The organism is Streptomyces sp. NPDC048825 (assembly GCF_043198355.1).
Classification (GTDB): Bacteria; Actinomycetota; Actinomycetes; order Streptomycetales; family Streptomycetaceae; genus Streptomyces; species Streptomyces xiangluensis.
In genome coordinates, this window is record NZ_JBICUR010000023.1 from 143,444 (window position 1) to 159,898 (window position 16,455).

13 protein-coding genes and 1 pseudogene are annotated in these 16,455 nt (G+C 71.2%); 8 read left to right on the forward strand and 6 right to left on the reverse strand.

Translation table 11 applies throughout. The features are described from left to right. Window positions 1–25 precede the first annotated feature (25 nt). The 3 genes from ACGFNK_RS39760 to ACGFNK_RS39770 all read right to left on the reverse strand — a co-directional run bounded on the left by ACGFNK_RS39760 (window position 26) and on the right by ACGFNK_RS39770 (window position 3,855). The gene (locus ACGFNK_RS39760) at window positions 26–844 is read right to left on the reverse strand and encodes a YceI family protein (protein WP_386342424.1); all 819 of its coding nucleotides are present in this window, start codon (window positions 842–844) and stop codon (window positions 26–28) included. 66 nt (window positions 845–910) lie between these two features. Beyond that, window positions 911–3,256, reverse strand: a complete 2,346-nt coding sequence (locus ACGFNK_RS39765; protein WP_393424300.1) for an MFS transporter — start codon at window positions 3,254–3,256, stop codon at window positions 911–913. Window positions 3,257–3,468: 212 nt separating this feature from the next. Further along, on the reverse strand, window positions 3,469–3,855 hold the full coding sequence (locus tag ACGFNK_RS39770; protein ID WP_393424303.1) for a hypothetical protein: 387 nt from the start codon (window positions 3,853–3,855) through the stop codon (window positions 3,469–3,471). A 323-nt stretch (window positions 3,856–4,178) separates the two neighbouring features. Here ACGFNK_RS39770 and ACGFNK_RS39775 point away from each other — a divergent pair, with 323 nt between their 5' ends. Next, the gene (locus ACGFNK_RS39775) at window positions 4,179–5,129 is read left to right on the forward strand and encodes an SMP-30/gluconolactonase/LRE family protein (protein WP_393424306.1); all 951 of its coding nucleotides are present in this window, start codon (window positions 4,179–4,181) and stop codon (window positions 5,127–5,129) included. Window positions 5,130–5,144: 15 nt separating this feature from the next. Here ACGFNK_RS39775 and ACGFNK_RS39780 read toward each other — a convergent pair whose 3' ends face one another. Together ACGFNK_RS39780 and ACGFNK_RS39785 are read right to left on the reverse strand one after the other, a co-directional pair. Next, window positions 5,145–5,804 (reverse strand): response regulator, encoded by a 660-nt coding sequence (locus ACGFNK_RS39780; protein ID WP_393424309.1) that lies wholly within the window; start codon window positions 5,802–5,804, stop codon window positions 5,145–5,147. Further along, window positions 5,792–7,066 (reverse strand): sensor histidine kinase, encoded by a 1,275-nt coding sequence (locus ACGFNK_RS39785; RefSeq protein WP_393424312.1) that lies wholly within the window; start codon window positions 7,064–7,066, stop codon window positions 5,792–5,794. The genes ACGFNK_RS39780 and ACGFNK_RS39785 overlap by 13 nt, the downstream gene beginning before the upstream one ends. A gap of 194 nt (window positions 7,067–7,260) precedes the next feature. Here ACGFNK_RS39785 and ACGFNK_RS39790 point away from each other — a divergent pair, with 194 nt between their 5' ends. The 5 genes and pseudogenes from ACGFNK_RS39790 to ACGFNK_RS39810 form a co-directional block, all read left to right on the forward strand. Beyond that, complete coding sequence (locus ACGFNK_RS39790) at window positions 7,261–7,554, forward strand: hypothetical protein (protein WP_393424315.1); 294 nt, start codon at window positions 7,261–7,263, stop codon at window positions 7,552–7,554. After that, window positions 7,551–8,318 carry an ABC transporter ATP-binding protein gene (locus ACGFNK_RS39795; protein ID WP_393424318.1) on the forward strand — a complete coding sequence of 256 codons (768 nt, stop codon included), beginning with the start codon at window positions 7,551–7,553 and terminating at the stop codon, window positions 8,316–8,318. The genes ACGFNK_RS39790 and ACGFNK_RS39795 overlap by 4 nt, the downstream gene beginning before the upstream one ends. A 5-nt stretch (window positions 8,319–8,323) precedes the next feature. Continuing rightward, complete coding sequence (locus ACGFNK_RS39800; RefSeq protein WP_393424321.1) at window positions 8,324–10,873, forward strand: ABC transporter permease; 2,550 nt, start codon at window positions 8,324–8,326, stop codon at window positions 10,871–10,873. A gap of 87 nt (window positions 10,874–10,960) precedes the next feature. Next, window positions 10,961–12,709: a DNA polymerase/3'-5' exonuclease PolX gene (gene polX / locus ACGFNK_RS39805; protein ID WP_393424324.1), complete on the forward strand. Its 1,749-nt coding sequence runs from the start codon at window positions 10,961–10,963 to the stop codon at window positions 12,707–12,709. Window positions 12,710–12,874: 165 nt separating this feature from the next. Continuing rightward, window positions 12,875–13,327 (forward strand): annotated as a pseudogene (locus ACGFNK_RS39810) (hypothetical protein); the annotation flags it as partial. On the opposite strand, the gene ACGFNK_RS39815 reads toward ACGFNK_RS39810, so the two are convergent. Next, on the reverse strand, window positions 13,319–14,959 hold the full coding sequence (locus ACGFNK_RS39815; RefSeq protein ID WP_393424400.1) for a protein kinase: 1,641 nt from the start codon (window positions 14,957–14,959) through the stop codon (window positions 13,319–13,321). The pseudogene ACGFNK_RS39810 and the gene ACGFNK_RS39815 sit on opposite strands and share 9 nt — an antisense overlap. A 348-nt stretch (window positions 14,960–15,307) precedes the next feature. Here ACGFNK_RS39815 and ACGFNK_RS39820 point away from each other — a divergent pair, with 348 nt between their 5' ends. Further along, a complete protein-coding gene (locus ACGFNK_RS39820) occupies window positions 15,308–15,676 on the forward strand; it encodes a hypothetical protein (RefSeq protein WP_393424327.1) in 369 nt (122 codons plus the stop codon). Between the two features lie 53 nt (window positions 15,677–15,729). After that, window positions 15,730–16,413 carry an ABC transporter ATP-binding protein gene (locus ACGFNK_RS39825; protein WP_393424330.1) on the forward strand — a complete coding sequence of 228 codons (684 nt, stop codon included), beginning with the start codon at window positions 15,730–15,732 and terminating at the stop codon, window positions 16,411–16,413. Window positions 16,414–16,455 lie beyond the last annotated feature (42 nt).

Here is a 16,455-nt window from a genome sequence, read left to right on the forward strand (position 1 = left end):
GGAGCGGTCCTGGCGTCGGCGGCCGTCACATCTGCGGCAGCCTCTCCCCCTGCACGGCCTGCACGTCCAGTGACACCTTCAGCGTCGCGCCGACCGCCGCGATGCCCGCCCGTACGACCTGGTTGTAGTTCATCTCGAAGTCCTCGCGGCGCAGCTCCGTCGTCGCGCGGAACGCCGCTCGCACCCCGCCCCACGCGTCGGGGCCCGTGCCCAGGTAGGCGAGGTCCAGGTCGACGGGGCGTACGACGCCGTGCAGGGTGAGGTCGCCGTGGACGGTCCAGCGGTCCGGTCCTGCGGGGCTCAGGCCGGTCGAGTGGTACGTGATCTCCGGGCACCGTTCGGCGTCCAGGAAGTCCGGTGACCTGAGGTGGTCGTCGCGCGTGCCGTTGCCGGTGTCGACAGAGGCGGCGCGGATGGACGCCTCGACCCGGGACTTGCCGGCGTCCTCCCCGATCTCGATACGCCCGCCGAAGTCGGTGAAACGGCCGTGCACGCTGGAAAGGCCCAGATGCTGGGCCACCGCCTCCACCGAGGAGTGGGCCGGGTCGATCGTCCACGGACCCGGCGGCGGCAGCTCGACGCCCGCCTGCCGGCCGAGGACGACCTGGCCGAGCTCCGCACGACCGCTCGCCGTGACGAGCGCGGTCGAGGCGGCGGGCGCGTACCCCACCGCGGTGACGATCGCCGTGTACGAGCCCGGCTCGAGATGCGCGTCGTCCCTGACGGCACCCTCGGCGTCCGCCTCGGCGCGCAGGATCTGCGTGCCGGTCATGTCGGTCACCGTGACCACCGCGTGCGGCACGGCCCAGCCGTCCCGGGTGCGTATCCGTGCGCTGAGTGCCATTCGCGTCCCTCTTCTCTTCCGGTCGTCTCTTCCGTGCGTACCGTCTTGCCGTAGGGCCCGGCCGAACTACGCGCCTCCGTGGGCGAGTTCGATGTCATGGCCGTCCACACCGCCGCCGGAGACGGTGACCGTGGTGGCCTTCGGCGGGTAGCCGGTCGCCATGACCGTGTAGGCGCCGCTGTCCAGGTCGGAGAAGGCGTACGCCCCATCCACGCCGGTCGTCGTCGTGGCGACCACGTTGCCCGCGGCGTCCATCAGCGTGACCTGCGCGTCGCTCAGCGGAGCACCCGCGCCGAGCACCGTGCCCCGTACATGCGCACCGGGGTGCAGCTCGACCTCGACCCCCGTGACCCCGGCGCCGATCTCGACGGGCAGGGCCAGCGGCCGGTGCTTGGCCGAGTTGACCGCGAGGGTCACCGTCCCCGGCACCAGGTCCGAGACGGTGAACTCGCCCATGGCGTCCGTCTCCCCACTGGCCAGCACATCCCCGCGGACATCGGTCACGATGACCACGGCCCCGGCGACCCGCACCCCGCTGTCCGCCGACCGCACCACCCCGGCCAGCCCGCTGGTGCCGCTCAGCAGGACGTCGTACGTCACGGGGGCATCCCCTACGACGACGGTCGAGGCTTGCGGCTGGTAGCCGTCGGCCGCGGCGATCAGGACGTACGAACCGGCGCCCGGCGCCTGCACACCGTACGAGCCGTCGCCCTGCGCGACCGCCCGGCCGAGCTGCCGGCCCTCGAGGGAGATCAGCGTCACCGCGGCACCGGACACGGGCGCGCTCTCCGCCCCGCGGACGTGGCCACGGACGGGGACACCGCTCGCTCCGTCGTCGTCCGGTTTCCTCGCGTCCAGGGGCAGGCGGGGCCGCGGAAGGGTGACCGACGAGCTCGACGCGCCTGCGCCTGCGTCTGCGGTAGCGGGGATGGCCGGTGCGGCGGCGTCGTCCGTGTCCCCGTCCCCGGCTGGTGTCCCGGACATCCCGTCCGCCAGCGGCTGCCGCCGCGGAATGAACGAGGCGACGACGAAGGCGAGAAGAGCCGCCCCGACCCCGATGGCAAGGACCGCCTTGAAGCCGTCCTCGGAGGGGAGGGCGGTGGAGCCGAAGGTGGTGGTCATCTGCGCCAAAATGACCCCGGCGACCGCGCTGGCGACCGACGTGCCGATGGATCGCATCAGGGTGTTGAGGCTGTTCGCGGCGCCCGTCTCGGACGCGGGAACGGCGCTCATGATCAGCGCGGGCATCGAACCGTACGTGAAGCCGATACCGGCGCCGATGACGCAGGACACGAGGATGAAGTGCCAGACCTCGTCCATCAGCACGATGTTCAGTCCGTAGCCGCCGGCCACGATCAGGGAGCCGATCATCAGCGTCACCTTCGGGCCCTTGGCCTTGGAGACGGCCGCGGAGACCGGGGCCAGCGCCATCATCACCAGACCGGACGGCGCCATGACCAGACCGGCGGCGAGCAGCGACTGGCCCAGACCGTATCCGGTCGCCTCAGGCAACTGCAGGAGCTGCGGAATGACGAGGGACATCGCGAACATCGCGAAGCCGACGGCTATCGAGGCGAGGTTGGTGAACAGCACCTGACGGCGCGCGGTGGTCCGCAGGTCGACCAGCGGTTCCTTGGTGCGCAGCTCGAACAGGCCCCACACCAGCAGGATCACGACGGACGCACCGAACAGGCCGAGGGTGGTGCGGCTGTCCCAGCCCCAGTCCCCGCCCTTGGAGATCGCCAGCAACAGGCACACCAGCCCCGCCGCCATCCCGATCGCGCCGATCAGGTCGAACCGTCCTCCGGTGCGCACCTGCGATTCCGGTACGAGGGCAGGTACGAGCAGCAGGGCGACGGCGCCCATGCCGGCCGAGGCCCAGAACAGCACGTGCCAGTCGAAGTTGTCGGCGATGAGCGCGGCGGCGGGCAGACCGAGGGCACCGCCGACGCCGAGCGATGCGCTCATCAGCGCGGTGGCGGAGCCGAGCCGTTCGGCGGGCAGTTCGTCGCGCATGATGCTGATGCCGAGCGGGATGACACCGGAGGCCAGACCCTGGAGCGCACGCCCGACGATCATCGGGCCCAGGGAGTCGCTGAGCGCGGCCGTGATCGACCCGGCCACCAGCATGACCAGGCTGACCAGCAGCATCCGGCGCTTGCCGTACATGTCGCCGAGCCGCCCCATCATCGGCGTCGCGACGGCGGCGGCGAGCAGGGTGGCGGTGACGGCCCAGGCGGTGTCGGACGCCGGGGCGTTCAGCAGGGTGGGCAGCTCCGGAACGATCGGGATGACGAGGGTCTGCATCAGCGAGACCACGATCCCGCCGAAGGCCAGCACCGCGACCACGACGTTCGGCCGCGGTGGGGCTGCCGCCCCGGTGGTGGCGGTGCGAGGTTGTGCGTGGGACATGGTCGGGCCTCCGGGTGGGCGGTCGGGTATGCGCGACGAAATAAAATGTAAGTACGTTGATTTAGTTAAGCAAGTTAAGCCTGCTCGGTGTGGGGGTGCTTGGTGAAGATTTGGGTCGGCGGTGGTCGGCGGTGGTCGGCGGTGCTTGTCGCGGAACTGCATGAGAAAAGCGGGACCCGTGACGGATCCCGCTTCTCCCCTAGGCGTTTCGCTCACATGCCGCATTCCGGAACGTCCGGCAGCTTGTCGGCCGGGTGGTCGACGTAGTAGCTCGCCATCCAGCCGAGCATGCCGCCGCGCTCGACGAGTACCCACCACTCGTTGCCGCCGACGACCTGACCCTGGTTCTGGCAGACCGCCTCGAAGGGCTGGTTCGGCTGCAACTGCCCGACGACGCGCGGGCAGTTCGCGGTCGACGGGTTGTTGTCGCAGGTGGCGACGTCGTTCGGGTTGTCGCGGACGTTCACGTCCGTCGCCCAGACGGTGTAGGTGGCCTGTGCGCCCGTGTCGGCCGCCGTCGCGGGTCCGGCCGCGGCGACGGAACCCGCCACGAGCGCCGCGGCGGCTGCCGCCCCGGCAAGTGCGCTACGTACCTTCATGTGCTTCTCCCCGTTGGTCGTCGGTCAATTGACCGTGTGTGCCTTGCGCAGGGGACACGACGGGGGAGGGCGCTTCGTATGACAGGGGCGAATGTGACGTGCGTCACCTGTCAATGAGAGGTGGGTCGCGGCCCGGCTGCCCCTTGGCGCAGCGGGGCCACAGGCGGTTCACAGGGGAACTCTCGTGTGGGGTGGGGCGTTCGAGCGGACAGGGTTCGGGAGCTGGGCTCGGTCTGGTTCTCGACGTCCCCAAGTGCACAACCAGTTCGCTGAGTTGCCGAGTTCGCAGAGTTTCACCCCCACCTTCATGGAGGCCCGGAACCATGTCCCCGAACCAAGCCCGGCCGTCCCGGCGCACCGTTCTCGGCGGGGCCGCCGCCGCACTCACGCTGGCCGCCGGTGCCGGCACGGCCAGTGCCGCCGCCGGAACCGTAAAGAGTGCTTGGCCGACCGAGTTCCCGCTCCCGAACGGCTGGCTGCCCGAGGGCATCACCATCGGCAGAAAGCCGTACGCCTACATGGGCTCCCGCGCGAACGGCGCTGTCTACCGCACCGACCTGCGCACCGGCAAGGGCGGCGTCCTCTTCGAGGGAGCCACCGGCACGGCGTCCATCGGGCTGAAGCTGGACCACGACGGTCTGCTCTACCTCGCAGGAGGCGCCGGCGGCACCGCGCGCATCGTCGACTCCCGCAGCGGCAAGCTGAAGGCCACGTACCAACTGACCGACAACGCCGCCCCGTTCATCAACGACGTCATCCTGCTCGGCGACCGCGCCTGGTTCACCGACTCGAGCGACGCCGTGCTGTACGGCGTACCTCGTGGCCGCAGCGGCGAAGTACACAGCCTGCCGCTCGGCGGTGAGTGGACGCAGACGCCCGACGCGTTCAACGCCAACGGCATCGTCGACACCCCGGACGGCCGCGGCCTGATCGTCGTCAAGAGCACGCCGGGCGAGCTCTACCACGTGAACGTCAAGACCGGTGAGGCGAAGAAGATCGCGCTGAAGGGACAGGCCGATGTCGCAGGCGGCGACGGTCTGCTCCGAATAGGCCGCACCTTGTACGTCGTGCAGAACCGGCTGAACCTGATCAGCGTCTGGGACCTCGACGCGAAGGTCACCACGGCCACGCTGAAGCGGACGATCACCGATACCCGGTTCGACGTGCCGACCACGGCCGCTCGCTGGGGGGACCGGCTGTATCTCGTCAACGCCCGGTTCACCAGCCCTCAGACGCCCGAGACGACGTTCAACGGCGTAGCCGTTCCCGCCTAGCCGGAAAGCGGTCGGTCAGGCACGGCGGCGTACGTCCTCGAGGTAGTGGAGGACCGCGGCGACGCGCCTGTCCACCTGGTCGGTGGGGGACAGGTCGAGCTTGGCGAAGATGCTGCGGATGTGCTTGTGCACGGCGCCGTCCGTGACGACGAGGCGTTCGGCGATGGCGGAGTTGCCGAGGCCCTCCGCCATCAGGGCGAGTACGTCGCGCTCGCGCGGGCTGAGGCGTTCAAGGCGGGAGTCGTGGCGGCTGCGGGTGAAGAGCTGCGCGACGACCTCGGGGTCGATGGCGGTGCCTCCGTCCGCCACCCGCCGCAGGGCGTCCAGGAACTCCTCGACCCGCCCGACCCGCTCCTTGAGCAGGTAACCGAGGCCGGTGACGCCGCCGGTGAGCAGCTCCGTGGCGAAGCTCTGCTCGACGTACGCGGACAGCACGAGCACGGCCAGGTCCGGCCGGCGGCGTCTGGCCTCGACCGCCGCGACGATGCCCTCGTCGGTGTGGGTCGGGGGCATCCGTACATCGAGGATGGCGACATCGGGCTTGTGTACGTCGATGGCGTCGAGGATCCCGTCGGCCGTACCGGCGGTGGCCACCACGTCGAGCGACTCGGCCCGCAGCAGCAGTGCGAGCCCTTCGCGCAGCAGGGGGTCGTCCTCGGCGATCACGATCCGCATGGGAGGTCCACCTCGAGGGTTGTGGGCCCGCCGGGCGGGCTGGTGAGGATGAGGGTGCCGTCGTGGGCCGCCATGCGGCGACGCATGCCGGTCAGGCCCGAGCCGCCGGCTTCGTCCGCGCCGCCCCGGCCGTCGTCCTTGATCTGCAGGAGCAGTCGGCCGTCGTGGCTGCGGACGGTGACGGTGGCGTGCTGGGCCTGGCTGTGTTTGGCGATGTTGGTCAGGGCTTCGGCCACGATGAAGTAGGCGGTCGCCTCGACGGATGCCGCGCACCTCGCGGTTGCCTCGACGTCGACGCGGCAGGGCACCGGGCAGTCCGCGGCCAGACCGGCCAGCGCGCCTTCGAGTCCGCGGTCGTCCAGCACCGGCGGCAGGATGCTCCGGGACACCGAACGCAGTTCGGCCAGCGCCCCCTCGGCGGCGCTCTGCGCGCGTTCGAGGAGTTCGTCGGCGCCCGCCGGATCGCGGGCCACCATGCGGCGGGCGGCGCCGAGCAGGACGGTGACGTTGACGATCCGGTTCTGGGTGCCGTCGTGCAACGAGCGCTCGATACGGCGCAGTTCGGTCGCGTGGGCGTCGAGAGCGGCGGCCCGGGTGGCGGTCAGCTCAGCGACCCGCAGGGACAGGTCCGCGTCGGGTCCTGCCGACAGCAGCCGGCGTCCCGGCCGCGCCTGCAACCGCGCCATGCCCGGCCCGAGCCCCACGATGATGGCGATCCAGGCCAGGCCCAGCGGCGCCACGGCGAGGGCGTCCAGCCAAGTGTGCGCGGTCCCGATCCCGATGGACGTGCTGGTCGCGTCCTCGGGTACGAACGGCCACAGCAGCGGGAACGCGGTGTCGCGGACCGCGACGATCGGCAGCAGGACGCCGAGCAGGCCCAGCAGCAGCCCCAGCGTCGCGTGCGTGGCCAGCCAGCTCAGCTCCCGCCGGGTGGTGGGGTCGGCAAGGGCCGCGCGCAGCCGGGTCGGTGCGGGGCCCGGACCGATCAGCTCCGGGCCCCATCGGGTGAGCCGGTCGCGTTCGCGGTCGGCGGCGGCGTGCAGGGCGCGCAATGCGAAGGGCGCCGTCAGCAGTCCCACTCCCACCAGGGAGGCCACGGCGGTGACGGTCACCAGAAGGAGGACGATCAGCGCCAGCACGGCGGTACCGAATCCGCCGGCGAGCTTTTCGAGCGCGACGAGGGCGGCGCCGACCGACCGGACAACGATGTCCCGGATACGGGTTTTTGGGGCGCCGTCAGATGCGTACTGCTGGCTCGACATGGACTCCTCCTCGGGCAACGACCCTAAGGCGCCGATCAGTTGGCCGTCAGCTCAAGAGGCGAGAAGTACAGCCTGCTGTACCTCGAACCGGGCGGCAGGCGGGCTCGGCCGGTAGGGGTCGCGGTTCATAGCGTCGGTGACCGACAGCGGAACCTTCCGCAGGCCTCCCCGGCAACCAGGAACAGGAGCCCGAAATGACCGACCCCCACCGCCTCACCACCGGCCCCAAGACGTACGTCGACCCCAACGCCGAGACCATCGGCAAGCCGCTCCCCGTCGGCAAGCCGCTCCCCGTCGGCGAGCCGCTCCCCGTCGTCACCGGGTCCGGAGTCGCGCGCACCCTCCTCTGGGTGGTGCTGGTGATCAGCGTGATCGGCAACATGGTGGCCTCGTACGCCGCTAGCACGGCTCTGCACCTCGCCTGCGGCGCCGTCACCGCCGTCTGCCTGACCGCTCTGGTCGTTCAGGGCCTGCGGGGTCGTCGATGAGCAGGCTCCTCAAGGGAGTCGAGGCCTCCTCGGCGGCCCCGGACCACACCCCCGCCATCGCGCTGGCGCACCTCGGCAAGACGTATCCCGGAGGCGTACGCGCCCTCGACGACGTGTCCTTGACTGTCGAACGCGGCACCTTCCTTGCCGTGATGGGTCCTTCGGGGTCCGGCAAGAGCACGCTGATGCACTGTGCGGCGGGTCTGGACGCCCCGACCGCGGGCAGCGTCCGTATCGACGGGCACGAGATCGCGGGCCTGAACGAGACCCGCCGGACCGAACTGCGCCGCGAGCGCATCGGCTTCGTGTTCCAGTCGTACAACCTGGTGCCCTCGCTCAGCGTCGCCGACAACATCACGCTGCCGCTGCGCCTCGCGGGCCGGGCCCCGGATCGGGAGTGGCTGCGGACGCTGATCGAGCGCGTCGGTCTTGCCGACCGGCTGACGCACCGGCCCGCCGAACTCTCCGGCGGGCAGCAGCAACGGGCCGCGATCGTACGGGCGTTGGTGGCCCGGCCCGCCGTCGTGTTCGCCGACGAGCCGACCGGCGCACTGGATCTGCGCAGTGCCCACGAGGTCCTGAACCTGCTGCGTGACCTCGTCGACGAGCTGCGTCAGACGGTGGTCATGGTCACACACGACCCTGCCGCCGCCGCCCAGGCCCACCAGGCCCTGGTGATGGCCGACGGGCGGGTCGTGGACACGCTGCACGCTCCCACCGCCGCCGATCTGGCCGCCCGTCTCGTCGCACTCGGAGAGGGGTGAAGGCCATGTTGTATCTCGCGGTGCGTATGGCTCGGCACCGGGTCGCCGCGTTGGTGGCGGTGGGGTGTGCGGTGCTCGGGGGTGCGGTGCTGGTCACCGGTACCGGAGTGCTGGCCGAGTCCGGGTTGCGGTCGCAGCTGCCGGTCGGGCGGCTCGGTGGGGCGGACGTCGTGGTCTCGGCGGATCAGACCTTCCGGCCGGGCGGGGATCTGCCGATCGCACTGCCGGAGCGGGGGACGGTTCCGGCGCGGCTCGTCGACCGGCTGGGCGAGTTGCCCGGGGTCACCGGCGTGGTCGGTGACGTCAGCTTCCCCGCGGCTCTCGTCGACGCGCGCGGCCGGGTCGTACCGGGCGAGGATCCGAGGACGGCGGGGCATGGCTGGTCCTCCACCGGGCTGCTTCAGGACGCCCCCATCGACGGCAGGAAGCCGGCCGGTTCCGGTGAGGTCGCCGTCGACCGCGACATGGCCGCCGCCGCGAGTGTCCAGGCGGGCGACCGGGTCGAGGTCGTCGCGGCCGGCCGCGACGCCGCCGAGTACCGCGTCTCAGGGATCGTCGACGCGCCCGGAGCCGGAGTCTTCTTCGCCGATCCGACGGCCGAGCAGTTGGCAGGGCGCGACAGCGGACCCCGCGCCGGGACCGTCGACCTCATCGGGCTGCGTACCGAAGCCGGCGCCACCGACTCCGTCGCCGCAGCCGTCCGCGATCAACTGCGCGGCACGGACCTGGTGGTGGCCACCGGCGAAGACCGGGGCGAACTGGCGGCGCCCGACGCCGTTGCGGCGCGGTCACTCCTCGTCCTGCTGGCGGGCTCGCTCGCCGGGATCGTCCTGCTGATCACCGGGTTCGTCATGGCCGGTGCGCTGGGCGTGTCGATCGCCGGGCAGCGCCGCGAACTGGCCCTGATGCGGGCCGTCGGCGCCACCCCGAAGCAGATCCGCCGGCTCGCCACCGCCCAGGCCACGGTGATCGCGGCCGTGGCGCTCGTGCCCGGGGCGGCCCTCGGGTATCTGCTGGCCGGACAGTTCCGGCAGCAGCTGGTGGAACGCGGGGTGCTCCCCGAAGCCCTGCCCCTGACGTTCAGCCCGCTGCCCGCGCTCGCCACCGCCCTCCTGCTGGCCGTCGCCGTCCAGGTGTCGGCGAGGGGCGCCGCATGGCGTACGTCGCGGATGCCGGCCACGGAGGCGGTCGCCGAGTCGCGCACCGAACCCCGTAATCCGTCCCGCATCAGGACCCGTACCGGACTGCTGATCATCGTCGCCGCGACGACTCTCTCTGTCGTACCGCTGCTGTCGAGGACCGTGCTCGGCTCGACGGCCACCTCCATGGCCGGCATCATCGGCGCGATCGGCCTCGCGATGGCGGGCCCCGCCCTGGTCCGGGGCGTCGGCGACACACTGGCCCGGCGCCTGCGGCCCGGTGTCTCCGCGCCGACGTGGCTGGCCGTGTCCAACGTCCGCGGTTACGCCCTGCGCATCGCGGGCGTCGTCAGCACGCTCGCCATGGCGGTCGTGTTCGTCCTGACGTACACCCTCACCCAGACGACCGTGATGACCGCCACCTCGGACGACGTTCGCGCCGGCACCCTCGCACAGGAACGCCTGAGCGCACCGGCCCTCGGAGGGCTGCCCGAGGGCACGCTCGACGCGGTACGGGAGACCTCCGGCGTACGGGCGGCAGCTCCCGTCGGCAGCACGACCGTGATCTGGCCCTACAAGCTACTCGGCGAGGACGAGGTCGAATCCTCCTCCGCGATGATCCTGACTTCGGCCGCGCCGACCGTCCTGGACTTGGACGTACGGTCTGGCAGCCTGGCCGGGCTCACCGGCGACACCATCGCGGTCAGCAGCGATGTCGCCCGCTCCCGTGGCGCCGAACCGGGCCGGCGAGTCGGCCTGATTCTCGGCGACGGCACCCGCGTGAACGCCGAGGTCGTCGCCGTGTACGCCCGCGGACTCGGCTTCGGCCCGGTCGCGCTCTCCCGGGACCTCGCGGCGGGCCACACCGCGACGGGCCTCGACGAGAGCATCCTCGTCCGCACGGACGGCACGGCGAAGGCGCAGCGCGAGCTCGCGGCGCTCGCCGAGTCCCGGCCGGGCCTGACGGTGGAGCCCACGGACACGGGAACGGGAACGGGCGGCAGCCTGAGCGAGGCCCCGCCCGAGGTGTGGGTCAACCTGGCCACCATCGTCGTACTCCTCGGCTACCTCCTGCTCAGCATCGCCAACAAGCTCGTCGCCACCACCGCCCAACGCCGCGGCGAGATCGCCACCCTCCGTCTGAACGGCACCACGCCGCGCCAGATCCGCGCGATGATGCGCCGCGAGGCCGCGGTGATCGCCGCTGCCGCCCTCACCACGGGTCTGGTCCTGGCCGCGATCCCCCTCACCCTCCTGGGCCTCGGCTTCCTGCACCGCCCCTGGCCCGCGGGCCCGGTCTGGCTGCTGCCCGCCACGGCGCTCACGATCATCAGCCTCGCCTTCGTCACCATCGAGGTGCCCACCCGGCGGGCCCTGCGTACGGCTCCCGCTGAAGCACTCGCCGGCCGTGAGTAGTCCGGCCGTGACCAGGGCGGGCAGCTCCTCAAGGACCTGGCCCCGTTCGCCGAGTGATCACCGGACGCGCGTGCCTACCCTGGAGGTGTGGCCCGTTCCAACGACGAGGTCGCCGCGCTCTTCCAGGAGTACGCGGATCTGATCTCGATCACCGGAGGAGACGCGTACAGGACGCGCGTCTACGAGAAGGCCGCGCGCTCGATCGGCGGCTATCACGCCGATGTGGCCACCCTGGACGTCAAGGGCCTCCAGGAGATCCCCAACGTCGGCAGGTCGACCGCCGAGAAGATCGTCGAGTACTTCCAGAGCGGCAGCGTGTCCGCCGTCGAGCAGCTGCGGGCGAAGATCCCCGCCGGGGTCCGGCGGCTGACGGCCATCCCCACGCTCGGCCCGAAGAAGGCCTGCGTGCTGTACGAGGAGCTGGGCATCGCCTCCGTCGAGGAGCTGGCCGACGCCATCCACGAGGAACGGCTGCGCGACCTGAAGGGCTTCGGGCCGAAGACGGAGGAGAACATCCTCCACGGCATCGAACTCCTCCAGTCCTCCGGCGACCGTGTCCTGCTCGACGTCGCCATGGACCTCGCCGACGACATCGTCACCGAGCTGTCCCGGGTCACCGGCTGCCGGCGGTGCACCTACGCCGGTTCGCTGCGCCGCTTCCGCGAGACGATCGGCGACATCGACGTGCTCGCCGCGGCGGGGAGTTCGGCGCGGCTGATGCGGGCGTTCACCGAGCTGCCGTACGTCTTGGAAGTCATCGCGCACGGCGAGAAGAAGACGTCGATCCGCACCACCAAGGGCCTGTCCGTGGACCTTCGCGTCGTACCGCCGGACTCGTGGGGAGCGGCCCTGCAGTACTTCACCGGCTCGAAGGCCCACAACATCCGTACCCGCGAACGGGCCGTTCACCAGAAGCTCAAGCTCTCCGAGTACGGGCTGTTCGACGCCGAGAGCGGGGAGAAGATCGTCTCCGAGACCGAGGAGGAGGTGTACGCCAGGCTCGGCCTGCCGTGGATCCCGCCGACGCTGCGCGAGGACCGCGGCGAGATCGAGGCGGGGCTGCACGGTGAACTGCCCGACCTGGTCGAGGAGTCGGACATCAAGGGAGACCTGCACACGCACACCGATCTCACCGACGGACTCGCCCCGCTGGAGGAGATGATCGAGGCGGCGGCCGAACGCGGCTACGCGTACTTCGCGATCACCGACCACGGACCGAACCTCTACATGCAGCGGATGACCGACGAACGGATGCTGGCCCAGCGGGAGCGCGTACGAGAGCTGGACGGCACGTACCGCACAAGAGGGCGGCGCGGCGGCCTGCGCCTGCTCCACGGAGCCGAGCTGAACATCGATCCCGAGGGAGAGGTGGACTGGCCCGCGGACTTCCTGTCCGGCTTCGACCTGTGCGTGGCCTCCGTGCATTCCCATTTCAACCAGGGGCGCGAGGCGCTGACCCGACGCCTCGTCCGGGCCTGCGAGAACCCGTACGTGAACATCATCGGCCACCCCACGACCCGCATCATCGGCAAACGGCCGGGCATCGACGTCGACCTCGACGCGGTCTTCGCCGCCTGCGCGCGCACCGGCACAGCCCTGGAGATCAACGCCCATCCGGACCGCCTCGACCTGCGGGACGAGGACATCGTGCGGGCGCGGCGGCACGGGGTGAAGTTCGCCGTCGACAGCGACGCCCACGCCACTCTCCACCTGGCCAACATGCGTTACGGCGTGGGTACGGCGCAGCGGGGCTGGCTCACCAAGGACGACGTGATCAACACGTGGCCGGAGGCCCGGCTGCGGCGGTTCCTGCGCAAGGAGGCGGCGGGTCGCTGACGCGATCGCGGACGTCGTTGGCGGAGTAGCCCCCGCCCTCATGGTGGAGCCAGCCCTACCTTCGGTTCGGGAGTGGGCGTCATCGTGCTCGTGAGCTGGTGGCGGCAGGGTGGGAGCAGTTGATCCCAGAGGTTCACCGCTCCCACCTGCCGGAAGGTAACAGTCATGAACGCGGCCGACATACGCCCGAGTTCGGCCGCATCCGTATCCCCCGTATCCCACGTAACCCCCGGCCCCATCGCTTCCTTCGCCCGGTTCGTCCTGTGCGGCGGCGGGGTCGGGGTCCTCTCCAGTGGTGCCGTGGGCCTGCTGGCCGCGCTGATGCCCTGGGCGGTGGCGAACGCCCTGATCACCGTCGGCTCCACCCTCCTGTGCACGGAGCTGCACGCGCGCTTCACCTTCGGGGCCGGGCGGCGGGCCGGATGGCGTCAGCACTGGCAGTCCGCGGGATCGGCCACGGCGGCCTATCTGGTGACCTGTGCGGCGATGTTCGGCCTCCACACGGTGCAGTCGTCGCCTGGGATGCTGACCGAGCAGGCCGTGTACCTCAGCGCTTCCGGGCTCGCCGGAATCGGGCGCTTCCTGGTGCTGCGGCTGTACGTCTTCGCCTCAGCCCGTCGTGGTGAAGCCGTTCCTGACCTTGTCGAAGACGGGGCGGTAGGTGGCCCATTGGGCGTCCGGGGCCGAGAGGTAGATGTCGTACTCCTTGGCGCCCTCACGGCCGTACCCGAGGTCGATGGCGCGGAACGCCCGGGCGCGGCCCTGGAACGTGAACTCCCATACCGCCGCGGGCTGTCCACGGAACGAGGTCTTCTGCATGCGCAGCTTCCGGTACGACGTCGGGTAGTTGACCTTGGTGTTGGCCTCGATGTTCTCGAAGTGCTCGACGGGGTGGGAGCCGGCGGGGTCCACGACGCCGATGGTGATCTCGGCCAGCTCGGTCGGGTCGACGTAGGTGACGCCTTCGGGGGTCTTCCTGTCGAGCTTCCAGCCGTCCGGGATGGGGAAGGCGACGCCGTGGCGCTTGTCGCGGACCAAGTGGTAGCCCTCGGGCACGGGCGGGGGCTTGTACGGCGGTGCGGCGCTCGGACCGGGGTTCCGCGCGCCGTCATCGGTCGCCCCGCCCCCGTACGTCGTCGCGTAGAGGGTGCCTGCCACGGCCGCGCCCGCCACCGCCGCCGCCACGGTGCTCCAGAGCAGGGCGCGGCGCTTGCCGTTCCGGCCGCGGCCGGCCCTGCCGTCGTCGGTCCTGCCGTCGTCGGTCCTGCTGGGTACGCCCGGCGCGTCCGGCACCCCTGACGCATCCGGTACGTCCGGCCCTCGGCCCTGACCGCCGGCTGAGCCCGTCACCGAACCTGCCGTCGAACCGGTGACCGAGCCCGTCCGCGTCCCCGTGCCCGCGAACGCCGCAGCCCGATGCACCTCCGTCGGCCGTCCGGCCCGTATGGTCCGCAGCGCCCGCTCCGTCTGCTCCGCCGAAGGCCGCTCGTCCGGGTCCTTGACCAGCAAGGCCTCGATGAGCGGTTCCAGAGGACCGGCCTGCGTCATCGGTCCCAGGGGGTCGGTGGCGATGGCGTACGCCGTCTCCATCGCCGTGTCCTTGCGGAACGGTGGCCGTCCCTCCACCGCCTGGTGGAGCGTGGCGCCCAGCGCCCACAGGTCCGAGGCCGGTCCGGGGGTGAGGCCCCGCATCCGCTCGGGCGCCATGTAGTCGATCGAACCGACCATCTCGCCGGTCTTCGTCAGCGTCGAGGTGCCGTCCGTCATCGCGATGCCGAAGTCCGTGAGCACCACGCGGTCGTCGGAGGCGAGCAGTACGTTGCCGGGCTTGACGTCGCGGTGCAGCACTCCGGCGGCGTGGGCGGCGCGCAGTGCGGCGATCATGCCCAGGCCGATCCGGGCCGCCTCCTCGGGCGACAGGGTCCGGTCGCCCTTGAGCACGTCGCCGAGTGTGACCGAAGGCACGTACTCCATGACGATGCAGGGCAGCCCCCCGTCGTCCACGACGTCGTGCACGACGACCACGTTGGGATGGGCGATCCGGGCCGCGCTGCGCGCCTCGCGCCGCATGCGCTCGTACAGCGTGGCCAGTTCGTCGTCGGACAGGTGGTGGTGCGCGTGCAGTTGCTTCAGCGCGATCTGGCGGCCCAGGACCTCGTCCTCGGCGCGCCACACCGTGCCCATGCCACCACGGCCGATCCGCTCGGCCAGCCGGTAACGCCCGGCAACGAGCCGTCCCTCGTCCGACACGTCCCAGCCTCCGCCAACTTTGCTCACGTACATCACGTTCGATTTGCTTCGCCACGATAGCTGTCGCGCAGGACGGGGCGACGGCCGTGAGCACGTGGCCAACAGCACACAACCGTCGGGCTCCCGCGACCGTCAGGGCTTCGCAGTCGCCGTAAGTGCGGTCGTCGGCACCGGCCTCGGCCGAATGGCCGAGGAGCCGCCGCGCGAGCCAGGCCCTTGTGACCGTTCGGCTGAGGCGCGCGCCCGGGCCCGCGGGCGAGGCTGGAGCCACTTCCTCCCCACCACGGCCGACAGTGACCTGTCATCAGGTCAACTGGGGCCCCGCTCCTCCGACTTCAGGAGTACCCGATGCAGCGCAACCTTCTCGTCAGCCTCATCGGCGGGGCGACCGCCGTGGTCGCCGTCGGGGGTGTCGGCACCTATCTGCTGTCCGGCACCGAGTCCACCACCGGCCTCGACCACCCCGTGCTGGACGCGAAGGTGGACGGTCACGAGGCGCTGGAGGGCAGCATCGTCGCCGCCCGCACCGAGGGCAAGTACCACCCGCTGCCCTGGGTCGGCAGCGAGGTGTCCAAGGTGCGCTGCCCGGACCTCAAGGCCGCCGCCGGGACGAAGGTGACCTGCACCGGCAAGGGCGACGGCGGCAAGAGCGTGTCCATTCCCGTGACCGTGGTGAAGGCGTCGGACTCCGCCGTCACCTGGAAGTTCGAGCGCTGAGAAGCCGTCCGAAAAGCCGGCCGATAAGCCATCCGAGAGAGGGCAGACACATCATGAGCACCGTCCTGGCCGGTCACGGCCTCACCAAGAAGTACGGCTCCACCATGGCCCTCGCGGGCGTGGACGTGGAGGTCCGCGAGCGCGACTCACTGGCGATCATGGGCCCGTCCGGCTCCGGCAAGTCGACGCTCCTCCATGTCCTCGCCGGGGTCATCCGCCCGGAAGGCGGCCAGGTGCTGCTGGGCGGCGAGCGCATCGACAGCCTCGGCGAGAACAAGCTCAGCGCGCTGCGCCGCAAGCGCTTCGGCTTCGTCTTCCAGTTCGGCCAGCTGCTGCCGGAGCTGCCAGCGGAGGAGAACGTCGCGCTGCCGCTGATGCTGGAGGGGGTGCCCCGTAAGGCCGCCGTCGAGCGGGCTCGCCGCTGGTTCGCGCCGCTCGGCCTCGAGGGCCTGGAGCGCCGCCGTCCCGGTCAGCTGTCCGGCGGCCAGGCGCAGCGCGTCGCCATCGCCCGCGCGCTCGTCGTCGAACCGGACGTGGTCTTCGCCGACGAGCCGACCGGCGCACTGGACCAGAACACCAGCACCGAGGTCATCCAGCTGCTGACCTCCGTCACCCGCGCCCAGGGAGCCGCCCTGGTGATGGTCACGCACGACGCGGACGTCGCCGCCCACTGCCACCGGATCCTCCAGGTACGGGACGGCCGGATCAGCAACTACAGCCAGTACACGGTCGCTTGAGCCGACCCCTCCCGGATACCGCCCGTATCCGGTCGCCCGACC

What these genes read in the sequence shown, in the direction of transcription:
- ACGFNK_RS39790 (WP_393424315.1), top strand. Translation starts at nt 7,261, where the DNA reads ATGACCGACCCCCACCGCCTCACCACCGGCCCCAAGACGTACGTCGAC.
- ACGFNK_RS39780 (WP_393424309.1), bottom strand. Translation starts at nt 5,804, where the DNA reads ATGCGGATCGTGATCGCCGAGGACGACCCCCTGCTGCGCGAAGGGCTC.
- ACGFNK_RS39765 (WP_393424300.1), bottom strand. Translation starts at nt 3,256, where the DNA reads ATGTCCCACGCACAACCTCGCACCGCCACCACCGGGGCGGCAGCCCCA.
- ACGFNK_RS39760 (WP_386342424.1), bottom strand. Translation starts at nt 844, where the DNA reads ATGGCACTCAGCGCACGGATACGCACCCGGGACGGCTGGGCCGTGCCG.
- ACGFNK_RS39800 (WP_393424321.1), top strand. Translation starts at nt 8,324, where the DNA reads ATGTTGTATCTCGCGGTGCGTATGGCTCGGCACCGGGTCGCCGCGTTG.
- ACGFNK_RS39825 (WP_393424330.1), top strand. Translation starts at nt 15,730, where the DNA reads ATGAGCACCGTCCTGGCCGGTCACGGCCTCACCAAGAAGTACGGCTCC.
- ACGFNK_RS39770 (WP_393424303.1), bottom strand. Translation starts at nt 3,855, where the DNA reads ATGAAGGTACGTAGCGCACTTGCCGGGGCGGCAGCCGCCGCGGCGCTC.
- ACGFNK_RS39795 (WP_393424318.1), top strand. Translation starts at nt 7,551, where the DNA reads ATGAGCAGGCTCCTCAAGGGAGTCGAGGCCTCCTCGGCGGCCCCGGAC.
- ACGFNK_RS39785 (WP_393424312.1), bottom strand. Translation starts at nt 7,066, where the DNA reads ATGTCGAGCCAGCAGTACGCATCTGACGGCGCCCCAAAAACCCGTATC.
- ACGFNK_RS39775 (WP_393424306.1), top strand. Translation starts at nt 4,179, where the DNA reads ATGTCCCCGAACCAAGCCCGGCCGTCCCGGCGCACCGTTCTCGGCGGG.
- ACGFNK_RS39820 (WP_393424327.1), top strand. Translation starts at nt 15,308, where the DNA reads ATGCAGCGCAACCTTCTCGTCAGCCTCATCGGCGGGGCGACCGCCGTG.